The sequence below is a fragment of the Variovorax sp. Varisp36 genome (assembly GCF_047304235.1).
In the GTDB taxonomy this organism is placed as follows: Bacteria; Pseudomonadota; Gammaproteobacteria; order Burkholderiales; family Burkholderiaceae_C; genus Variovorax.
In genome coordinates this window covers 99850-115401 of the sequence record NZ_JBGLYU010000003.1, presented here as the reverse complement: position 1 = coordinate 115401, position 15552 = coordinate 99850, and the positions used below count along the sequence as shown (strand labels likewise).

Genomic DNA, 15552 nt, shown 5'->3' with positions numbered 1-15552 from the left:
GGGTTCGAGTTCATCAAGCCCCGGACTCTAGCCTCTGGCGGTCGAGATCGGCGCCGTCTGCGGCCAGCTTCTTCTGCAGCGCGGCCACGTCCACGCCGGCGAACGCGGTGCTGCCCAGCGACGCCGCCGCCGTGCCCGCGGCCTGCCCCATGACGAAGCAGCCGCCGCTCGCACGCGCGGCCGACTGGCCTTCGTGCGTCATCGACGCGCAGCGGCCCGCCACCAGCAGGTTGTCGACCGCCTGCGGCACCAGCATGCGCCAGGGCAGGTGGTTGTAGGCGTTGGCTTCGTCGTGCGGAAAGGCCCACTCGATGCGGCCGTCGGCGTGCATTTCCATCGGCCAGGCGTTCAGGCCGATGTTGTCGTCGAACTTCGCCGAACCCAGGATGTCCTCGCGCCCGAGCGCATACAGACCCTGGATGCGCCGCGTCTCGCGGATGCCGACCTGGGGCGCGATCTCCACGATGGCCGACTGCGCGAAGCCCGGCACCTCGGCCTTCAAGAACTTGAAGTACTCGGCGATCTGGCGGCGGCCTTCGAGCTCGCCCTCGCTGAGCTCGCGCGCGTCGACGCCGTTCATCGCGCGGCCCTGGGCATTGCGGATCTGCGTGACGTTGGCGCGCCATTCGCGCGGGTCCCTGTTGGGCCGCAGGATGGCGCCTTCGCGCGGAAACCTGTACTTGCCCGGATGCTGCTGCTCGGCGCGCGCCATGTAGTCGTTGATGGCCGAGAACTCGCCCACAGCCGCCAGCGCGGCCGGCGCGTCGACCTGGCCGATGCGGAACATCGTGGTCGGAAACAGCCCGCTGCCGTGGCCGTCGCCCACCTCGAAGGGCACGCCGGCAAAGGCCGCCACGTCGGCGTCGCCACTGGCGTCGATGAAGGCGTTGGCGCGAATGGCCTGGCGGCCCGACTTGGTCTCGACCACCAGCGCGTCGATGCGGCTGCCGTCGCGGATGACGGACGCGGCCAGCGCGTGGAACAGCAGCTTCACGCCGGCGGCGCCGAGCAGCTGGTCGGCGGCCAGCTTGTAGGCCGAGGTGTCGTACGAACGCACGCAGATGCGCCCGCCCATGCCGTTCTGCGGCGCGTTCACGCCGTTCAACGCGGCGATGCGGTCGATCAGCTCGTCGACCACGCCGCGCACCAGTTGCGTCATCTCGCCCTTGCGCTTGCCGTACAGGCCCGCGAAGTTGGTGACGCCGCCGGCCGTGCCCATGCCCCCGAGAAAGCCGTAGCGCTCCACCAGCAGCGTGCTCGCACCGTGGCGCGCGGCGCTCACGGCGGCCGCGATGCCGGCGGGGCCGCCGCCGACCACCACCACGTCGTATTCGCCGAACACCGGCAGCGCGCGCGCCGGCTCGTTCAATGTCTGCGCTGTCATCACTGCAACTTGATGCCGCGGGCCGAGATGATCTTGGTCATGATCGCGGCCTCTTCATTGACGCGCGTGCGCATGCCGTCCGGCGAAGTGCCCACGGCCTGCCAGCCCTGCTCGAAGAGCTTGCGTCGCACGTCGGGGTTCTTCATGACCACTTCGAGTTCGCGGCTGATGCGGGCCTGCGCGGCCTTCGACAGGTTGGCCGGACCGAGCAGCGCCACCCACACCTCGAGGTTGAAGTCCTTCACGCCGGCCTCGGCCAGCGGCGGGATCTCGGGCACCAGCGCGCTGCGCCCGCCCGTGAGGCCGATGGCCTTGAGCTTGCCGGCGCGGATCTGCGGCATGGCCACGCCCGGCGGGATCAGGCCCATCTGCACCTGGTCGCCCAGCATCGCCGTGACGACCTGCGGATTGCCCTGGTAGGGCACGTGCTCGGGCTTGAAGCCGCTCACGCGGGTCTTGAGCAGTTCCATGCCCAGGTGGCCGACCGAGCCGATGCCCACCGAGCCGTAGTTCCACTTGTCGCCGGCCTTGCGGCCCGCGTCGAAGAAGGCGGTGCCCGAGGGCAGGTTGTTCTGCGCCACCAGCACCAGCGGCGCCGTGGCAATCAGCGAGAGGTACGTGAAGTCCTTGGCCGGGTCATAGGGCAGCTTGGGGTACAGCATCTTCGACGACGTGAGATTGCCGTTGATGACGAGGCCCAGCGTGTGGTCGTCGGTGGCCTTGGCCACCTGGTCGGCCGCGATGTTGCCCGAGGCGCCAGCCTTGTTGTCGACCACGATCGGCTGGCCCAGCGCCTTGCCCAGCGGCTCGGCGATGGTGCGCGCCGCGATGTCGGGCGTGGAGCCGCCCGGGAACCCCACGAGCAGGCGGATCGGCTTGGTCGGCCAGGCGGCGTTCTGTGCGCTGGCGGCCAGCGGCAGTGCGGCGGCGGCAGTCAGGCCGCAGGCAATCAGGAGAGCTCTCTTGGTGGCTTGCATGGAAAAAAAGTGTGAGAAAGTTGTCAAAAACCAGAGCAGGCCAGCTTAACTGCCGAGCGAAGCGCCGGGCAAGGCGCGTCCTCGCTATTCGAGGCTGATGTTGCCCCTGCGCACCAGCTCGCCATACACCTTCGACTTGGCCTCGGCATTGCGCTCGATTTCCTCGGGCGACCAGGCCAGCGGCTCGAAGGCGAAGGTGTCGAAGCGCGCGCGGATCTCGGGGTCGGCGATGACCTTGGCCACGTCGGCATTGATCTTCGCCTTGACGGCCGCCGGCACGCCCTTGGGCGCGAGCAGCGACACGAACGAGTTGACCTCCAGCGAGGCCGGGCCGCCGGCCTCGGCCATGGTGGGCACGTCGGGCATCTGCGGAATGCGCCTGGGCGCCGCGATGGCCAGGTAGCGCAGCTTGCCGGCCTTGTAGATGCCCTGGCTCGACGGAATGCTCGCGAAGCTCCACGGCACCTCGCCGGCGCCCACGTTGGAAAACAGCTGCGACACCTCGCGGTAGGGCGCGTGGCGCATGTGGATGCCGGTGAGCGCCTCGAGCTGCTGCGCACCCAGGTGGCCAGGACTGCCGACGCCCCACGAGCCGTAGACGATGCCATCGGGGTTGGCCCTGGCCGCGCCGATCAGGTCGCTCATGTTCTTCCACTTCGAATCGGTGGCCACGGCCACGAAGAAGGGCGTGCGAAACAGCGAGGCCACCGGATCGAAGTGCTGCAGCGTCACGAAGTTGCGCGACTTGTACAGGTGCGGCAACGCGGCGATGTGCTCGCTGTCGAGCTGCAGCAGCGTGTAGCCGTCGGGCGCCGCGCGCCGGGCCTGGTCGATGGCGATGAAGCCGCCGCCGCCGGGCTTGTTGTCGATCAGCACGCGCTGGCCCCACAGGCGCGAGAGCTTGTCGGAGACGAGGCGCAGCACCGCGTCGGGGCCGCTGCCGGCCGCGAAGGGCGTGACCAGGGTCACGGGCTTGTTGGGAAAGTCGCCGGCTTGCGCCAACGCCCCTGTAGCGACGGTCAGGGCAAGCCCCGCGGTCAGCAGTGCGCGCGAAAAGTTCATGGTGTCTTGTCTCCTGGGCCTGTGGCCTCGATGGTTATGGGTGATGGAAGAAGCAGGCTTCAATGCGGCGAAAGCACGGCGACCGCCCCGGGCCGCAGCGTCTCGGGCGCGTCGTCCAGGCAATGCTCCGGCCGCCAGGCGTAGAGCCACTCGACCGCATCGTAGAAGCGCTCGGGCGAGCGCCCTGCCCACAGGCTGTTGCGCACCAGTCGCTCCACGCCCCTGGCGTGATAGAGGCGCCCCATCTCGCGCACCGACAGCACCACGCGCGCCGTGCGGGCAATGCGCGCCGCTTCGTACAGCTTGAACGCGGCGGGCATGTCGAAACCGCAGGCCTGCACAGCGGCACCGAGCGTCACGGCATCCTCGAGCGCCATGCAGGCGCCCTGCGCGAGGTACTGCATCATCGGATGGGCCGCATCGCCCAGCAGCGTGGCAGGGCCCTCGCTCCATCGTTCGACCGGGTCGCGGTCGGCGGTGCTCCAGCGGCGCCACGAGGTCGGGCGGTCGAGCAGCTGGCGCGGGCGCGCATGCACGCCCTCGAAGTACGAAAGCACTTCGGCCTTGCTGCCATCGGTCACGCCCCACTCCTCCTGCCCGCGGCTGTGGAAGGTGACGACGAGGTTGTATTGCTCGCCATGGCGCAGCGGGTAGTGCACCAGGTGGCAGTCGGGGCCGGCCCAGACCACGGGCGCGTTCCAGCGCAGGTCGGCGGGCATGTCGGCCGCGGGCACGACGGCGCGGTACACCACGTGCCCCGACACGCGCGGCGCGTCGCCGATGAGCTTGCTGCGCACCACCGACTTCACGCCATCGCAACCGACGATGGCATCGGCCTGGAAGCGGCGGCCATCGCGCGTGACAGCCGTGACACCGTGCGCACCGGTGTCGATGGCCTCGACCTGCGCCGAGGTGTGGAAGCGGATCAGCGGGTGCTGCCTCACGGCTTCATGGATCGCGCCGTGCAGGTCGGCGCGATGGCTCACCGCGTACGGGTTCCTGAAACGTGCGCGAAAGGCTTCGCCGACCGGCACCGAGGCCACTTCGCCGCAATCGACGGCGTCCATCATCACGAGCCGATCGGTGAAGACCGAACCGCGGCGCACCGCCTCGCCCACGCCCAGCGCATCGAGCGCGGCAAAGGCGTTGGGGCCGAGCTGCAGTCCGGCGCCGATCTCGCCGATGGCAGCGCTCTGCTCCAGCAGGTCGATGGAAACGCCCAGGCGCGCCAGTGCCAGTGCGGCAGCCATGCCGCCGATGCCCCCGCCGACCAGCAGCACCGAGGGAGGATTCTTCGAGGGAGTCATGGCAGGCCTGCGCGGTGGAGGGAGTCAGTCGATGTGCACGGTGAGCGAAGGCAGGCGCTCGATGCTCACCTTGATCGTCTGGCCCGGCTTCACCGCACCCACGCCTTCGGGCGTGCCCGTGAAGATCAGGTCGCCGGGCTGCAGCGTGAAGAGCGTCGACAGGTTGGCGATGACTTCGTTCACCGACCAGATCAGGTGCGTGATGTCGCTGTTCTGGCGCACCTCGCCGTCGACTTCGAGCGTGATGGTGCCGGCGTTGAGTTCGCCCACGTCGGCCAGCGTGCGCAGCGGCGCGATGGGCGCGGAGAAGTCGAAGGCCTTGCCGATTTCCCACGGACGGCCCTGCTCGCGCATCTTCATCTGCAGGTCGCGGCGGGTCATGTCCAGGCCGACGGCGTAGCCGTGGATGTGGCTGGCGGCCTGCTCGGCCGGGATGTCCTTTCCGCCCTTGCCGATGGCGACCACCAGCTCGGCTTCGTAGTGGTAGTTGCTGGTGAGCGGCGGATAGGGGATCGAGGCGCCCTTGCCGTCCGCCACGGGCACGACGGAGGCGTCGTCGTTCGGCTTGCAGAAGAAGAACGGCGGTTCGCGGTCGGGGTCGAAGCCCATCTCGCGCGCATGGGCCGCGTAGTTGCGGCCCACGCAGTAGACGCGGCGCACGGGGAACTGCTGGTCGGAGCCCACGATGGGCAGGCCGACGATGGAAGGAGGCGTGAAGACGAAGGACATGAAAACTCCTGCCGCATGGGGCGGCGCTGGGTCGAACAAACAAGAAGAAAAGCCGGGCGCCCGGTTCAGGCGTCTTCGAGGAAGGCTTCGCGCAGGATGCCCATGGCCTGCTGCACGGGACGGTCGGAGAAGCTGAACAGCACCGTGTCTTCGTCGGGCGAAGACAGGCGCAGCGGCGCCCACGAAGGCACCACGAAGGTGTCGCGCGGACCGAACGCGAAGCGCTGGCCGCCAATCTCGGCCGTGCCGTGGCCTTCGACCACGCTGTACACCGCGCCGTCGGTCGCCCGATGCGTCCTGCCCGCGAAGCCCTTGGGCAGCAGCTGCAGGTTGGTCGAGATGGTCGGCATCGGCGAGCCGCCCGTCAGCGGATTGATGTAGCGCAGCTTGTGGCCCAGCCAAGCGTCCGGCGCCTCCTGCTTCTGCAGCTGGGCCAGCGCCTCGCGGCTGCGGGCATAGGGGTAGTTGAAGATCGGCGAGGTGGCCGAGGCGTGGTCGTGGCGCACCGGCACCATGTTGTGGCCGAAGCGAGCGAGGCTGTGGCCCTCGGGGCGCGCCACGTGCTGCACCTTGGCATCGTCGTTCTCGGCGAAGCCGGCGTCGAAGAAGCGCAGCATCGGGATGTCGAGGCCGTCGAGCCACACCACCGGTTCGACCGATCCGCCGATGCCTTCGTTGCCGTGGTCGTGCCAGGCCCAGGAAGGCGTGATGATGAAGTCGCCCGGATGCATGGTGGTGCGCTCGCCGCCGACCGTGGTGTAGGCGCCCTTGCCGTCGACGATGAAGCGCAGCGCCGACTGCACGTGGCGGTGCGAAGGCGCCACCTCGCCCGGCATGATGAGCTGCAGTCCGGCGTAGAGCGACTGGGTGATCGACGAATTGCCGGGCAGCGCCGGGTTCTCCAGCACCAGCACGCGGCGCACGGCCTCCTCGGCGGTGATGAGGTCGGCCGACTCCATCAGCAGCGGGCGGATCTCGTCGTAGCGCCACAGCGCGGGCACGCAGGGCGTCTGCGGTTCGCGCGGCACCAGCGCGTGCAGCGATTCCCACAGCGGCGTGAGGTGCAGGGGGCTGATGCGGGCGTAGTAGTCGCGGCGTTCGGCCGCATTGGAAGGCGCGGGTTTCATTGGGCTTGGGTGTCTCCGTGGCGGCATTGTTGGTCCGCACCACTATTTCCTCAAGACCGCCTGCCAATACACGGAATTCGAAATTTCGATAATGGTGACTTTCACCGCAGCGTAAATCGCCCATGTCCAAGCTCGATCTCGAATGGCTCGCCGTGTTCGACGAGGTCTACAAGACCGGCAACGTCTCGAAGGCCGCGGAGCGGCTGGGCATGGCGCAGGCGGCGGCCAGCACCGCGCTGAACAAGCTGCGCGCGCACTTCGACGACCGCCTGTTCACCCGCACCGCGCAGGGCATGCAGCCCACGCCGCACGCCGAGCGCATCTACCCGAACCTGCGCGAGGCGCTGGCCCAGCTGGCTCAGGCCCAGGGCAACCGCAGCAGTTTCGAGCCCGCGCAGGCGCAGCGGCGCTTTCGCATCTGCATGACCGACATCAGCGAGGTGGTGCTGCTGCCCGGCCTGCTCGACCACCTGCGGCGCGCGGCGCCGGGCGTGCACATCGAGACCGAGATCATCTCCACCCTCAGCGGCCGCCGCCTGCAGGACGGCGAGGTCGACCTCGCCGTGGGCTTCATGCCGCAGCTGGACGCGGGCTTCTACCAGCAGACGCTGTTCATGCAGAACTTCGTCTGCCTGGCAGCACAGAACCACCCGCGCATCGGCGCGAAGCTCACGCGCAAGCGCTTCGAGGCGGAGGCGCATGCGGTGGTGTCCACCTCGGGCACCGGGCATGCCATCGTCGACACGACCCTCGCGCGGCTGGGCCTGAAGCGCAACGTGGTGGTGCGGCTGTCGAGCTTCCTGAGCGTGGCGCGCATCGTGGCGCACACCGAACTGATCGTGGTGGTGCCGCGCATCCTCGGCAACGTGCTGGCCACGCAGGAGCCGGTGAAGCTGCTGGAGCCGCCTTTCGTGCTGCCCGACTACGCGGTGAAGCAGCACTGGCACGAGCGCTTCCACGCCGACCCGGGCAATGCCTGGCTGCGGCGCACGCTGGCCCAGCTGTTCAGCGGCAGCTGACCGGGCGTGCATGCCCGAGCGACGGGCGGCGTCCGCAGGCGTGGCCCCGCTCGCATAATCGCGGCTCCTCCCACAGCCATATCCACAAAAGGCGGCCCCATGTCTTCGATCACCCTGCGCTTTCTCGCCGAACCCAGCACCGTCAACTTCGGCGGCAAGGTCCACGGCGGCACGGTCATGAAGTGGATCGACGAGGCCGGCTACGCCTGTGCGACCAGCTGGTCCAAGCGCTACTGCGTCACCGCCTTCATCGGCAGCATCCGCTTCCACCGCCCGATCATGATCGGCGACCTCGTCGAGGTGGAGGCCCGCCTGGCCTACACGGGCAACACCAGCATGAACATCTCGGTCGAGGTGCGCAGCGGCGACATGAAGGGCGGCGCGATGGAAAAGACCACCGAATGCCTGATCGTGTTCGTCTCGGTCGACTCGCACGGCCGGCCACTTCCGGTGGAAAGCTTCGTGCCCGGCACCCCCGGCGAAATGGCACTGGCCGAGCGCGCCAAGACGCACCTCGATGCGAGCCGCGCAGCCGGCGCGACACCGTAGACCCTCCCGGCTTCGCATGTAGACGTGAAGCTCTAATGGGGAGCACGCCGAGCGGCTAGAGTCAGGCGATCGTTTGCAAAAAGGAACATTCGCATGGCTACCCAGGACGACGACAGCAACGGCAAGGCCGCCGACCGCATCAAGGATTCCGCCCAGCAGATCTGGCTCGCAGGGCTCGGCGCCTTCGCCAAGATGCAGCAGGAAGGCAGCAAGGCCTTCGAGGCGCTGGTGAAGGACGGCGCCGGCATGCAGAAGAAGACCCAGCAGGCCGCCGAGGAAACCCTGGCCCAGGCCCAGCAGCGCATGGCCGGCTTCGCCAGCGAGTTCGGCACCAAGGCCGCAGGCCAGTGGGGCAAGCTGGAGAACATCTTCGAAGACCGCGTGGCGCGCGCCCTCGAAAAACTGGGCGCACCCACCGCAGCCGACATGGCCGCGCTGCAGGCGCGCGTCGAGGCGCTCGAAGCCCAGCTGAAGAAGCAAGCGGGTGCGGCCCCCCGCAAGCCCACGGCGCGCAAGACAGCCGCCCCCGCCACCAAGAAAACCACCTTGCGCCGCAGCAAGCCGGGCTGACACCGCGCCGGCCCCGAGCGGCCGGCCGGTATTGCGGCACCGCACAAGAACCCGGCGCTGCAAAACATGTCCCGCACCGTCCATGGTGCGGTGCACATAGGCTAGAGTGTCCCCAAGAACACGAGCACACGGGGGCACCGACATGGCAAAGAAGGCGCCACGCCGCACGGCGCAACGAATCCTCGAAGCCGCACTGGATCTGTTCAACCGCTTCGGGGAGCCGAACGTCTCGACGACGCTGGTGGCGGGCGAACTCAACATCAGTCCGGGCAACCTGTACTACCACTACCCGGCCAAGGAAGAGCTGATCAACAAGCTCTACGAAGCCTACGAAACCGAGCTCAACGAGCTGCTGCACGCGAGCGAGGGCGTGCACGACGTGGAGGACGCGTGGTTCTTCATGCACAGCCTGTTCGAGCTGATCTGGCGCTACCGCTTTCTCTACCGAGACCTGAATGACCTGCTCAGCAAGAACCGGCTGCTGGAAACCCGGTTCCAGCTGGTGCTGAAGAACAAGGCCCGCGCCATCCGCCAGCTGATCGCCGGCCTGAGCCGCGCCGGCCATCTCGAGATCGACGTGCACGAGGTCGACACGCTGGCGCAGAGCATGGTCGTCGTGCTGACCTACTGGCTCAGCTACGAGTACGTGCGCAATCCGCGGGAAGCGCTGGAACCCGCGCACGCACAGGGCGCGCTGATGCGTGGCGGCCATCACACCCTGCACCTGCTCGCACCCTACCTTGAGCACGAGCAGCGGCGGCATTTGCTGACACTGAGCAACGCCTACAACGGTGAAGATGCCGCCAGCAGCGGCAGTCTGGGCGCCGGCGCCGCGGCATCTCCTGTCGATATGGCGGCCTAGACAACCATGCCCCACCCCGATTTCAAACCGCTCTCGCTGATGTCCGCCAGCCCGGTTGCCGCCGCCAGCCCGGGCCCCTGGACGCCCCTGCCCTGGGCGGACCTGCCCCGCTTCGACGTGCGCAGCGTGCTGGACCACTGGCCGCGCCTGCATGCCGGCCACGAGCTGCCGCTGCCGGCCGAAGGCTCGCCGCTCGCCGAAGGCTGGGCGCTGTACCACAGCGGCGAATTCGAACGCGCCGCCGCCATCGGCCTGCAATTGGGCGGCGAGGGAATGGCGCTGGCCAACCAGGCGACCGCGATCTACGCCAACTACCTGGAGCCGCGCGAGGCCGTGCGGCTCGCGATGCTGCGCCAGGTCATCGAGCGTGCCGGCGCGCAGGCCGCCACCGAGCCCGAGAACTGCCAGGCACTCTACTGGCAGGCCTATGCGCTGGGCCGCTACAGCCAGGGCATCAGCGTGGCGCGCGCACTGGCCCAAGGCCTGGGCAGCAAGCTCAAGGGCGCGCTGGAACGGGTGATCGAACTGCAGCCGCGGCACGCGGACGCCCACCTCGCGCTGGCCTCGTTCCATGCCGAGGTGATCGACAAGGTCGGCGCGCTGGTCGGCCGCATGACCTACGGCGTGCGCTCGGAAACCTCGCTCGCGCTATTCGAGCGGGGCCTGGAGCTACACCCGCATTCGGCCGCCGGAATGATGGAATACGCCCGCGCGCAACTGATGCTGCACGGCGAGTCGCGCATGGGTGAGGCGACGCGGCTCTATGAAAAGGCAGCGGCGCTGAAGCCGGCCGATGCGCGCGAACGGCTGGACGTGGAGCTGGCCCGGGCGGGACTGAAAGACTGAACCTGGTACCCAACGGTACCGCTCAATTTAAGATGCACGGTTTCCGCTTTTCAATTCGAGCCCCATGTCCGACCTCAACGCCCAATTCGAAGCCGCCCAGGCCAACTCCAAGCTGCTCGCCGAGCGTCCCGACAATCCGACGCTGCTGAAGATCTACGGCCTTTTCAAGCAAGCCACCGAGGGCGACAACACCGCCAAGAAGCCCAGCTTCAGCGACATCGTCGCGCGCGCCAAGTGGGACGCCTGGACGGCCCAGAAAGGTGCGAGCGCCGATGAAGCCAAGCAGAAATACATCGACCTCATCGAATCGCTGCGAGGCTGACCGCGACCCTCAGCCGATGATCCCCCGCGCGTGCAGCGCGGCGATCTGCTCGGCGCTCAGGCCGATTTCCTTCAGCACCGCATCGGTGTCCGCGCCCAGCGCCGGCGCGTTGTGCCGGTGGCTCGCCGGCGTGAGCGACAGCTTGGGCACGAAGCCGGGCACCGCGAGCGCGCTGCCGTCGGGCATGCCCACCTGCTGCAGCATGCCGCGCGCCGCATAGTGCGGGTCGGCCGCGATGTCGGCGATGGTGTAGATGCGCCCGCCCGGCACATGCGCCGCGTCGAGCGCGGCCAGCACCTCGTCCACGGTGCGCTGTGCGGTCCAGTCGCCGATGGCGGCGTCCAGCATTTCGACCTGCGCCACGCGGCCCGTGTTGCCGGCCAGCGCCGGATCGGCCGCCAGGTCGGGACGGCCGATGCATTCCATCAGGCGGCGGAAGATGCTGTCGCCGTTGCCCGCGACGATGGCATAGCCGCCATCCGAACAGCGGTACGCATTGGTCGGCGCGATGCCGGGCAAGGCGCTGCCGGCCGCCTCGCGCACCGCGCCGAACGCGCCGTACTCGGGCAGCAGGCTTTCCATGCAGTTGAAGACCGCCTCGTAGAGCGCCACGTCGATCACCTGTCCGCGGCCCTTCGGATAGTCGGCGCTCACCGTGGCATGCCGGTGCTGCATGGCCAGCAGCACGCCGATCACGCCGTGCAGCGAGGCCAGCGTGTCGCCGATCGACACGCCCACGCGCACCGGCACGCGGCCTGGCTCGCCCGTGAGATGGCGCAGCCCGCCCATGGCCTCGGCCACCACGCCGAAGCCGGGGCGGTCGCGGTAAGGCCCGGTCTGGCCGTAGCCGCTGATGCGCAGCATGACGAGCGCGGGGTTGGCGGCCAGCAGATCGTCGGGGCCGAGGCCCCAGCCTTCCATCGCGCCGGGGCGGAAGTTCTCGATCAGCACGTCGGCTTCGGCCGCGAGCTGCCGCACGATGGCCTGCGCCTCGGGCTCGCGCAGGTCCAGCGCCAGCGAGCGCTTGTTGCGCGACTGCACCTGCCACCAGACGGAGGTGCCGTCCTTCAGCAGCCGCCAGGTGCGCAGCGGATCGCCCGCGCCGGGCGGCTCGATCTTGATGACCTCGGCACCGAAGTCGCCCAGCGTGCGCGCCGCGAAAGGCCCGGCGATCAGCTGCCCGAGCTCGATGACCTTGAGGCCGGCCAGCGGGCCCGCGGCCGGAGGGGAAGAGGTTGTGGTCGTCGTCATGGCGCCAGAGTGTGCCGTGCCACCGCCGTCCGGATCCCGGAGACGGTCAGGCGAGGCGGCTGCGGCCCCGGTGAGACTGGAGCATTGCGTCGAGGCTGCGCGTGATTTTCTGCTCGATCATTTCGCTGAAGCTGCTGAACAGGAAGCCCAGCGTCGCGTCGAGCGTGAAGGTGCTCTCCGTGACTTCGACCGTGCCGTCGATGCCCGCGCGGGTGAAGGTCGCCACGTCGCGGCCGTCGCCCTGGGTGTAGACGCATTCGAGGCCGAACTCCTGCTCGACCTGTGCGATCCATTTGTGCGCGACGGCGCGCGCCCCGGCAATGCCCAGCGTGTGGTTGCGTTCGATATGGATGTCAGGCACCGTGGTCTCCGTTTTTGTGTTCCGGGCTGGAATGGGTCTGCAGGATGCCGGTCGCCGACTGAAGCGCACTGCGGCGTTCCGCGTCGGTCGGCAGCGCGGCAATGCGCCGGACCGCAGTGTAGAAGCGCGGCCAGTCGCGGCCTTCGCGCTCGAAGAGTTTCTCGAAGCCGGGCACGAGGTCGTCGTAGGCGGCCTGCGCACCGAAAGCTGCGTTGTTGGCGCGCGCCACCCAGGCGTCGTAGGCGTTCTGGCGCGGACCGGTCCAGCCCGCCTTCAGCTTCGCATAGCGTTCGTGGAAATCGGCCATGGCGGCCCGTTTCATGGCGTCGACCCTGGTCCGGTCCCCGGCTTTGGCTTCGGGCGATTCGTAGATGCGGTTCAGCGCGCGGCGCGTGTCGAGCGCCAGCGCGCGGAATTCCTGGCGCTGCGCGTCGAACTGCGCGTACTCGCGCCGCGCCGGCTCGCCGGCCTCGCGCTGCAGCCACAGCGCCCCGCCGATGCGCTCGACCGCGGTGGCGTACGACTCGTTGAACACCGTGTCGCCGGACACGTAGAGCACCTGGTGCGCCAGCTCGTGGAACACGATGCGCGCAAGCTCGCCCTCGGGGTAGCCGATGAAGGTGGACAGCAGCGGATCGCCGCCGGCCCAGTTCATCCAGCCCAGCGTGGAGTACGCGGGCACCGGGTACACGGCCGTTTCCAGCTCCTGCTTCTTCTGCGCCTCGGCTTCGGCATTGGCCGCATCCTCGCTGTAGTAGCCGCGGTAACCCACGCAGCCCGCGACCGGGAAGCACCAGCTCTTGAGCGTGAGCGAGTACGGCGGCGCGGCCACCACGTTCCACACGGCGGCGCGGCGGTGCAGGTCGGCGTACGACTTGTAGCTGGCGTTGTCGGGCAGGCCGAGTTCGCTGGAAGCGAAGCGGCGGATGCGCTGGGCGAGTTCGAGCTTGGCCTTCAGCGGCGCGGACACGGCCGGATCGGCCAGCCATTCGGGCACGGGCCTGGCGGCCCGCATGATGCCGATGTGGCCACTGGCGGACTGCCAGTAGTAGCCGAGGTCGGCACAGCCGGCCAGGAACAGCGAGCCGGCCAGCGCGAGAGCGCGCAGGGGCCTCACGCCTTCTCGACCTCGACGAGGCAGTCGTAGAAGGTGGGCCCCCGGCCGATGTCGGTCAGGCGCTGGCTCGTCAGTTCGTTGACGTTGGTGCCGTCCACGCCGAACTTGCGCCACCAGATGCCCATGCCATGCACCACGCCCTGCCGCGCGCGGCGCGAGACTTCTGCGCGGCAGCGGTGTTCGCCGCGCTTGTTGAACACACGCACCATCGCGCCGTCCTCGATGCCGCGCGCGGCGGCATCGGCCTCGTGGATCTCGAGCAGCGGCTCGACCTCGATGGCGCGCAGGCTGGTCACGTTGACGAAGGTCGAGTTGAGGAAGTTGCGCGCCGGCGGCGAGATCATGGCCAGCGGGAATTCGGTCGAGCTGCCGGCCGGCTCCCAGTTGGGCACGTGATCGGGCAGGCCGTCGATGCCCATGGCCTCGAGTCGCGCGCTGAAGAATTCGCAGCGGCCCGAGGGCGTGGGGAATTTGCCATCGGCAAACGGCGCCTCGGGCAGCTTCAAGCTGGTGAAGCCCTGCGCCAGCAGCTCGGGAAAGTCGATGGTGTTCCCGGCGAAGGCGGTGCGGCACAACGTCTCGTCGTCGTCGGAGAAGCAGGGCTCGTCGAAACCCATGCGGCGCGCCAGCTCGCGGAACACCCAGGCGTTGCTGCGGGCCTCGCCGCGCGGCGCCACGGCCGGCCGGTTCAGCAGCACGTCGGTGTGGCCGTAGCTGCAGTGGATGTCCCAGTGCTCCAGCTGCGTGGTGGCGGGCAGCAGGTAGTCGGCATAGTCGGCAGTGTCGGTGCGGAACTGCTCCAGCACCACGGTGAACAGGTCTTCGCGCGCGAAGCCCGCCGCCACCTTGGCCGACTCGGGCGCCACCGCCACCGGGTTGCTGTTGTAGACCACGATGGCCTTCACCGGGTTGGCGGTGTCCAGCAGCGCGTCGCCGATGGTGCTCATGTTGATGGTGCGCGGCTTGCGCCCGGCCAGCAGGTCGGGGCGCTGCAGCGCGGCGCGGTCGACCGGGTAGTGGCCCGAGCTGCTCAGCAGCAGGCCGCCGGCGCGGTCGCGCCAGGCCCCCACCAGCGCCGGCAGGCACGCGACGGCGCGCGCCGCGTTGCCGCCGCCGCGCACGCGCTGCATGCCGTAGTTCAGGCGGATGGCGGCCGGCTTGGTGGTGCCGTAAGCCCTGGCCAGCGATACGATCTGTTCTTCGGGAATGCCGCAGACCTGGGCCGCGCGCGACGGCGGCCATTGCAGCGCGCGCTCGCGCAGCTGCTCCCAACCCAGCGTGTGGTTGGCGATGTAGTCGTGGTCGAGCCAGTCGTGCACGATCAGCTCGTGCATCAGGGCCAGCGCCAGCGCGGCGTCGGTGCCGGGCAGCAGCGCGATGTGCTCGTCGCACTTGTCGGCGGTTTCGGTGCTGCGCGGGTCGATGCACACCAGCCGCGCGCCGGCGCGCTTGGCGGCCTGGGCGTGGCGCCAGAAATGCAGGTTGCTGGCAATGGAGTTGCTGCCCCAGATCAGGATCAGCTTCGCCTCGGCGAAGAACTCGATGCGCATGCCGACCTTGGCGCCCAGGGTGTGGACCATGGCCTCGCCGCCGGCCATCGAGCAGATGGTGCGGTCCAGCAGGGTGGCGCCCAGTTTGTGGAAGAAGCGCCGGTCCATCGACTCGCCCTGCACCAGCCCCATGGTGCCCGCATAGCTATAGGGGACAATAGCTTCGGGTTTTCCCTGTAATGCTCGAAGATTCGCGGCGATGTCGTCCAGGGCGGCGTCCCAGCTCACCGGCTCGAACTGGCCGCTTCCCTTGGGGCCGACACGCTTCAGGGGCTGTATCAGCCGTTCCGCATGGTCGTTGCGCTCGATGTAGCGCGACACCTTGGTGCACAGCACCCCGCCCGTGTGCGAATGGGCGGGGTTGCCCTGCAGCTTCACGGCCACGCCGTCCCTGACGGTGGTGACGAGTGCGCATGTGTCCGGGCAATCGTGAGGGCAGGCGCCCAGCACGGCGGTCGATGCGGGTTGGGAAGGTGCTTCTTCGAGCAAGGTATCCGATGCGTGGGCCATCGGGCGAGT

At 68.9% G+C, this 15552-nt stretch carries 16 protein-coding genes; 6 read left to right on the top strand and 10 right to left on the bottom strand.

What is annotated here, in order from left to right; all coding sequences use genetic code 11:
* Positions 1 to 13: 13 nt before the first annotated feature.
* The 6 genes from ACCD11_RS03335 to gtdA form a co-directional block, all read right to left on the bottom strand.
* Positions 14 to 1384 carry an FAD-dependent oxidoreductase gene (locus ACCD11_RS03335; RefSeq protein ID WP_413312356.1) on the bottom strand — a complete coding sequence of 457 codons (1371 nt, stop codon included), beginning with the start codon at positions 1382 to 1384 and terminating at the stop codon, positions 14 to 16.
* Entirely contained in the window at positions 1384 to 2361 is a 978-nt protein-coding gene (locus ACCD11_RS03330; RefSeq protein WP_413312354.1) for a Bug family tripartite tricarboxylate transporter substrate binding protein, read from the bottom strand. Before ACCD11_RS03330 ends, ACCD11_RS03335 begins: the two co-directional genes overlap by 1 nt.
* Positions 2362 to 2445: 84 nt before the next feature.
* On the bottom strand, positions 2446 to 3423 hold the full coding sequence (locus ACCD11_RS03325) for a Bug family tripartite tricarboxylate transporter substrate binding protein (protein ID WP_007835399.1): 978 nt from the start codon (positions 3421 to 3423) through the stop codon (positions 2446 to 2448).
* 59 nt (positions 3424 to 3482) lie between these two features.
* Positions 3483 to 4730 carry a 3-hydroxybenzoate 6-monooxygenase gene (locus ACCD11_RS03320; protein WP_413312352.1) on the bottom strand — a complete coding sequence of 416 codons (1248 nt, stop codon included), beginning with the start codon at positions 4728 to 4730 and terminating at the stop codon, positions 3483 to 3485.
* A gap of 24 nt (positions 4731 to 4754) precedes the next feature.
* Positions 4755 to 5459, bottom strand: a complete 705-nt coding sequence (locus ACCD11_RS03315; RefSeq protein WP_007835403.1) for a fumarylacetoacetate hydrolase family protein — start codon at positions 5457 to 5459, stop codon at positions 4755 to 4757.
* Positions 5460 to 5524: 65 nt separating this feature from the next.
* Positions 5525 to 6586, bottom strand: coding sequence for a gentisate 1,2-dioxygenase (gene gtdA / locus ACCD11_RS03310; RefSeq protein WP_413312350.1), 1062 nt, complete (start codon positions 6584 to 6586; stop codon positions 5525 to 5527).
* A gap of 122 nt (positions 6587 to 6708) precedes the next feature.
* Between gtdA and ACCD11_RS03305 the strand changes: the two genes are divergently transcribed.
* From ACCD11_RS03305 to ACCD11_RS03280, 6 genes are all read left to right on the top strand, one after another.
* Positions 6709 to 7605 carry a LysR family transcriptional regulator gene (locus ACCD11_RS03305; protein WP_007835407.1) on the top strand — a complete coding sequence of 299 codons (897 nt, stop codon included), beginning with the start codon at positions 6709 to 6711 and terminating at the stop codon, positions 7603 to 7605.
* Positions 7606 to 7704: 99 nt separating this feature from the next.
* Positions 7705 to 8154: an acyl-CoA thioesterase gene (locus tag ACCD11_RS03300; RefSeq protein ID WP_007835409.1), complete on the top strand. Its 450-nt coding sequence runs from the start codon at positions 7705 to 7707 to the stop codon at positions 8152 to 8154.
* A 93-nt stretch (positions 8155 to 8247) separates the two neighbouring features.
* Positions 8248 to 8724: a phasin family protein gene (locus ACCD11_RS03295; protein WP_413312348.1), complete on the top strand. Its 477-nt coding sequence runs from the start codon at positions 8248 to 8250 to the stop codon at positions 8722 to 8724.
* A 142-nt stretch (positions 8725 to 8866) separates the two neighbouring features.
* Positions 8867 to 9586, top strand: a complete 720-nt coding sequence (locus tag ACCD11_RS03290) for a TetR/AcrR family transcriptional regulator (protein WP_413312346.1) — start codon at positions 8867 to 8869, stop codon at positions 9584 to 9586.
* 6 nt (positions 9587 to 9592) lie between these two features.
* A complete protein-coding gene (locus tag ACCD11_RS03285) occupies positions 9593 to 10432 on the top strand; it encodes a hypothetical protein (RefSeq protein ID WP_413312345.1) in 840 nt (279 codons plus the stop codon).
* A gap of 64 nt (positions 10433 to 10496) precedes the next feature.
* The gene (locus ACCD11_RS03280; RefSeq protein WP_007835415.1) at positions 10497 to 10754 is read left to right on the top strand and encodes an acyl-CoA-binding protein; all 258 of its coding nucleotides are present in this window, start codon (positions 10497 to 10499) and stop codon (positions 10752 to 10754) included.
* A 9-nt stretch (positions 10755 to 10763) separates the two neighbouring features.
* On the opposite strand, the gene ACCD11_RS03275 is transcribed toward ACCD11_RS03280, so the two are convergent.
* From ACCD11_RS03275 to ACCD11_RS03260, 4 genes are read right to left on the bottom strand one after another with little or no spacing between them, the layout of a single operon-like run.
* Positions 10764 to 12005, bottom strand: a complete 1242-nt coding sequence (locus ACCD11_RS03275) for a CaiB/BaiF CoA transferase family protein (protein ID WP_413312343.1) — start codon at positions 12003 to 12005, stop codon at positions 10764 to 10766.
* 46 nt (positions 12006 to 12051) lie between these two features.
* Complete coding sequence (locus ACCD11_RS03270; protein ID WP_413312341.1) at positions 12052 to 12366, bottom strand: polyhydroxyalkanoic acid system family protein; 315 nt, start codon at positions 12364 to 12366, stop codon at positions 12052 to 12054.
* Positions 12359 to 13483 carry an aminopeptidase gene (locus ACCD11_RS03265; RefSeq protein WP_413312339.1) on the bottom strand — a complete coding sequence of 375 codons (1125 nt, stop codon included), beginning with the start codon at positions 13481 to 13483 and terminating at the stop codon, positions 12359 to 12361. The genes ACCD11_RS03270 and ACCD11_RS03265 overlap by 8 nt, the downstream gene beginning before the upstream one ends.
* Positions 13480 to 15543: a molybdopterin-dependent oxidoreductase gene (locus tag ACCD11_RS03260; protein ID WP_413312338.1), complete on the bottom strand. Its 2064-nt coding sequence runs from the start codon at positions 15541 to 15543 to the stop codon at positions 13480 to 13482. Before ACCD11_RS03260 ends, ACCD11_RS03265 begins: the two co-directional genes overlap by 4 nt.
* Positions 15544 to 15552 lie beyond the last annotated feature (9 nt).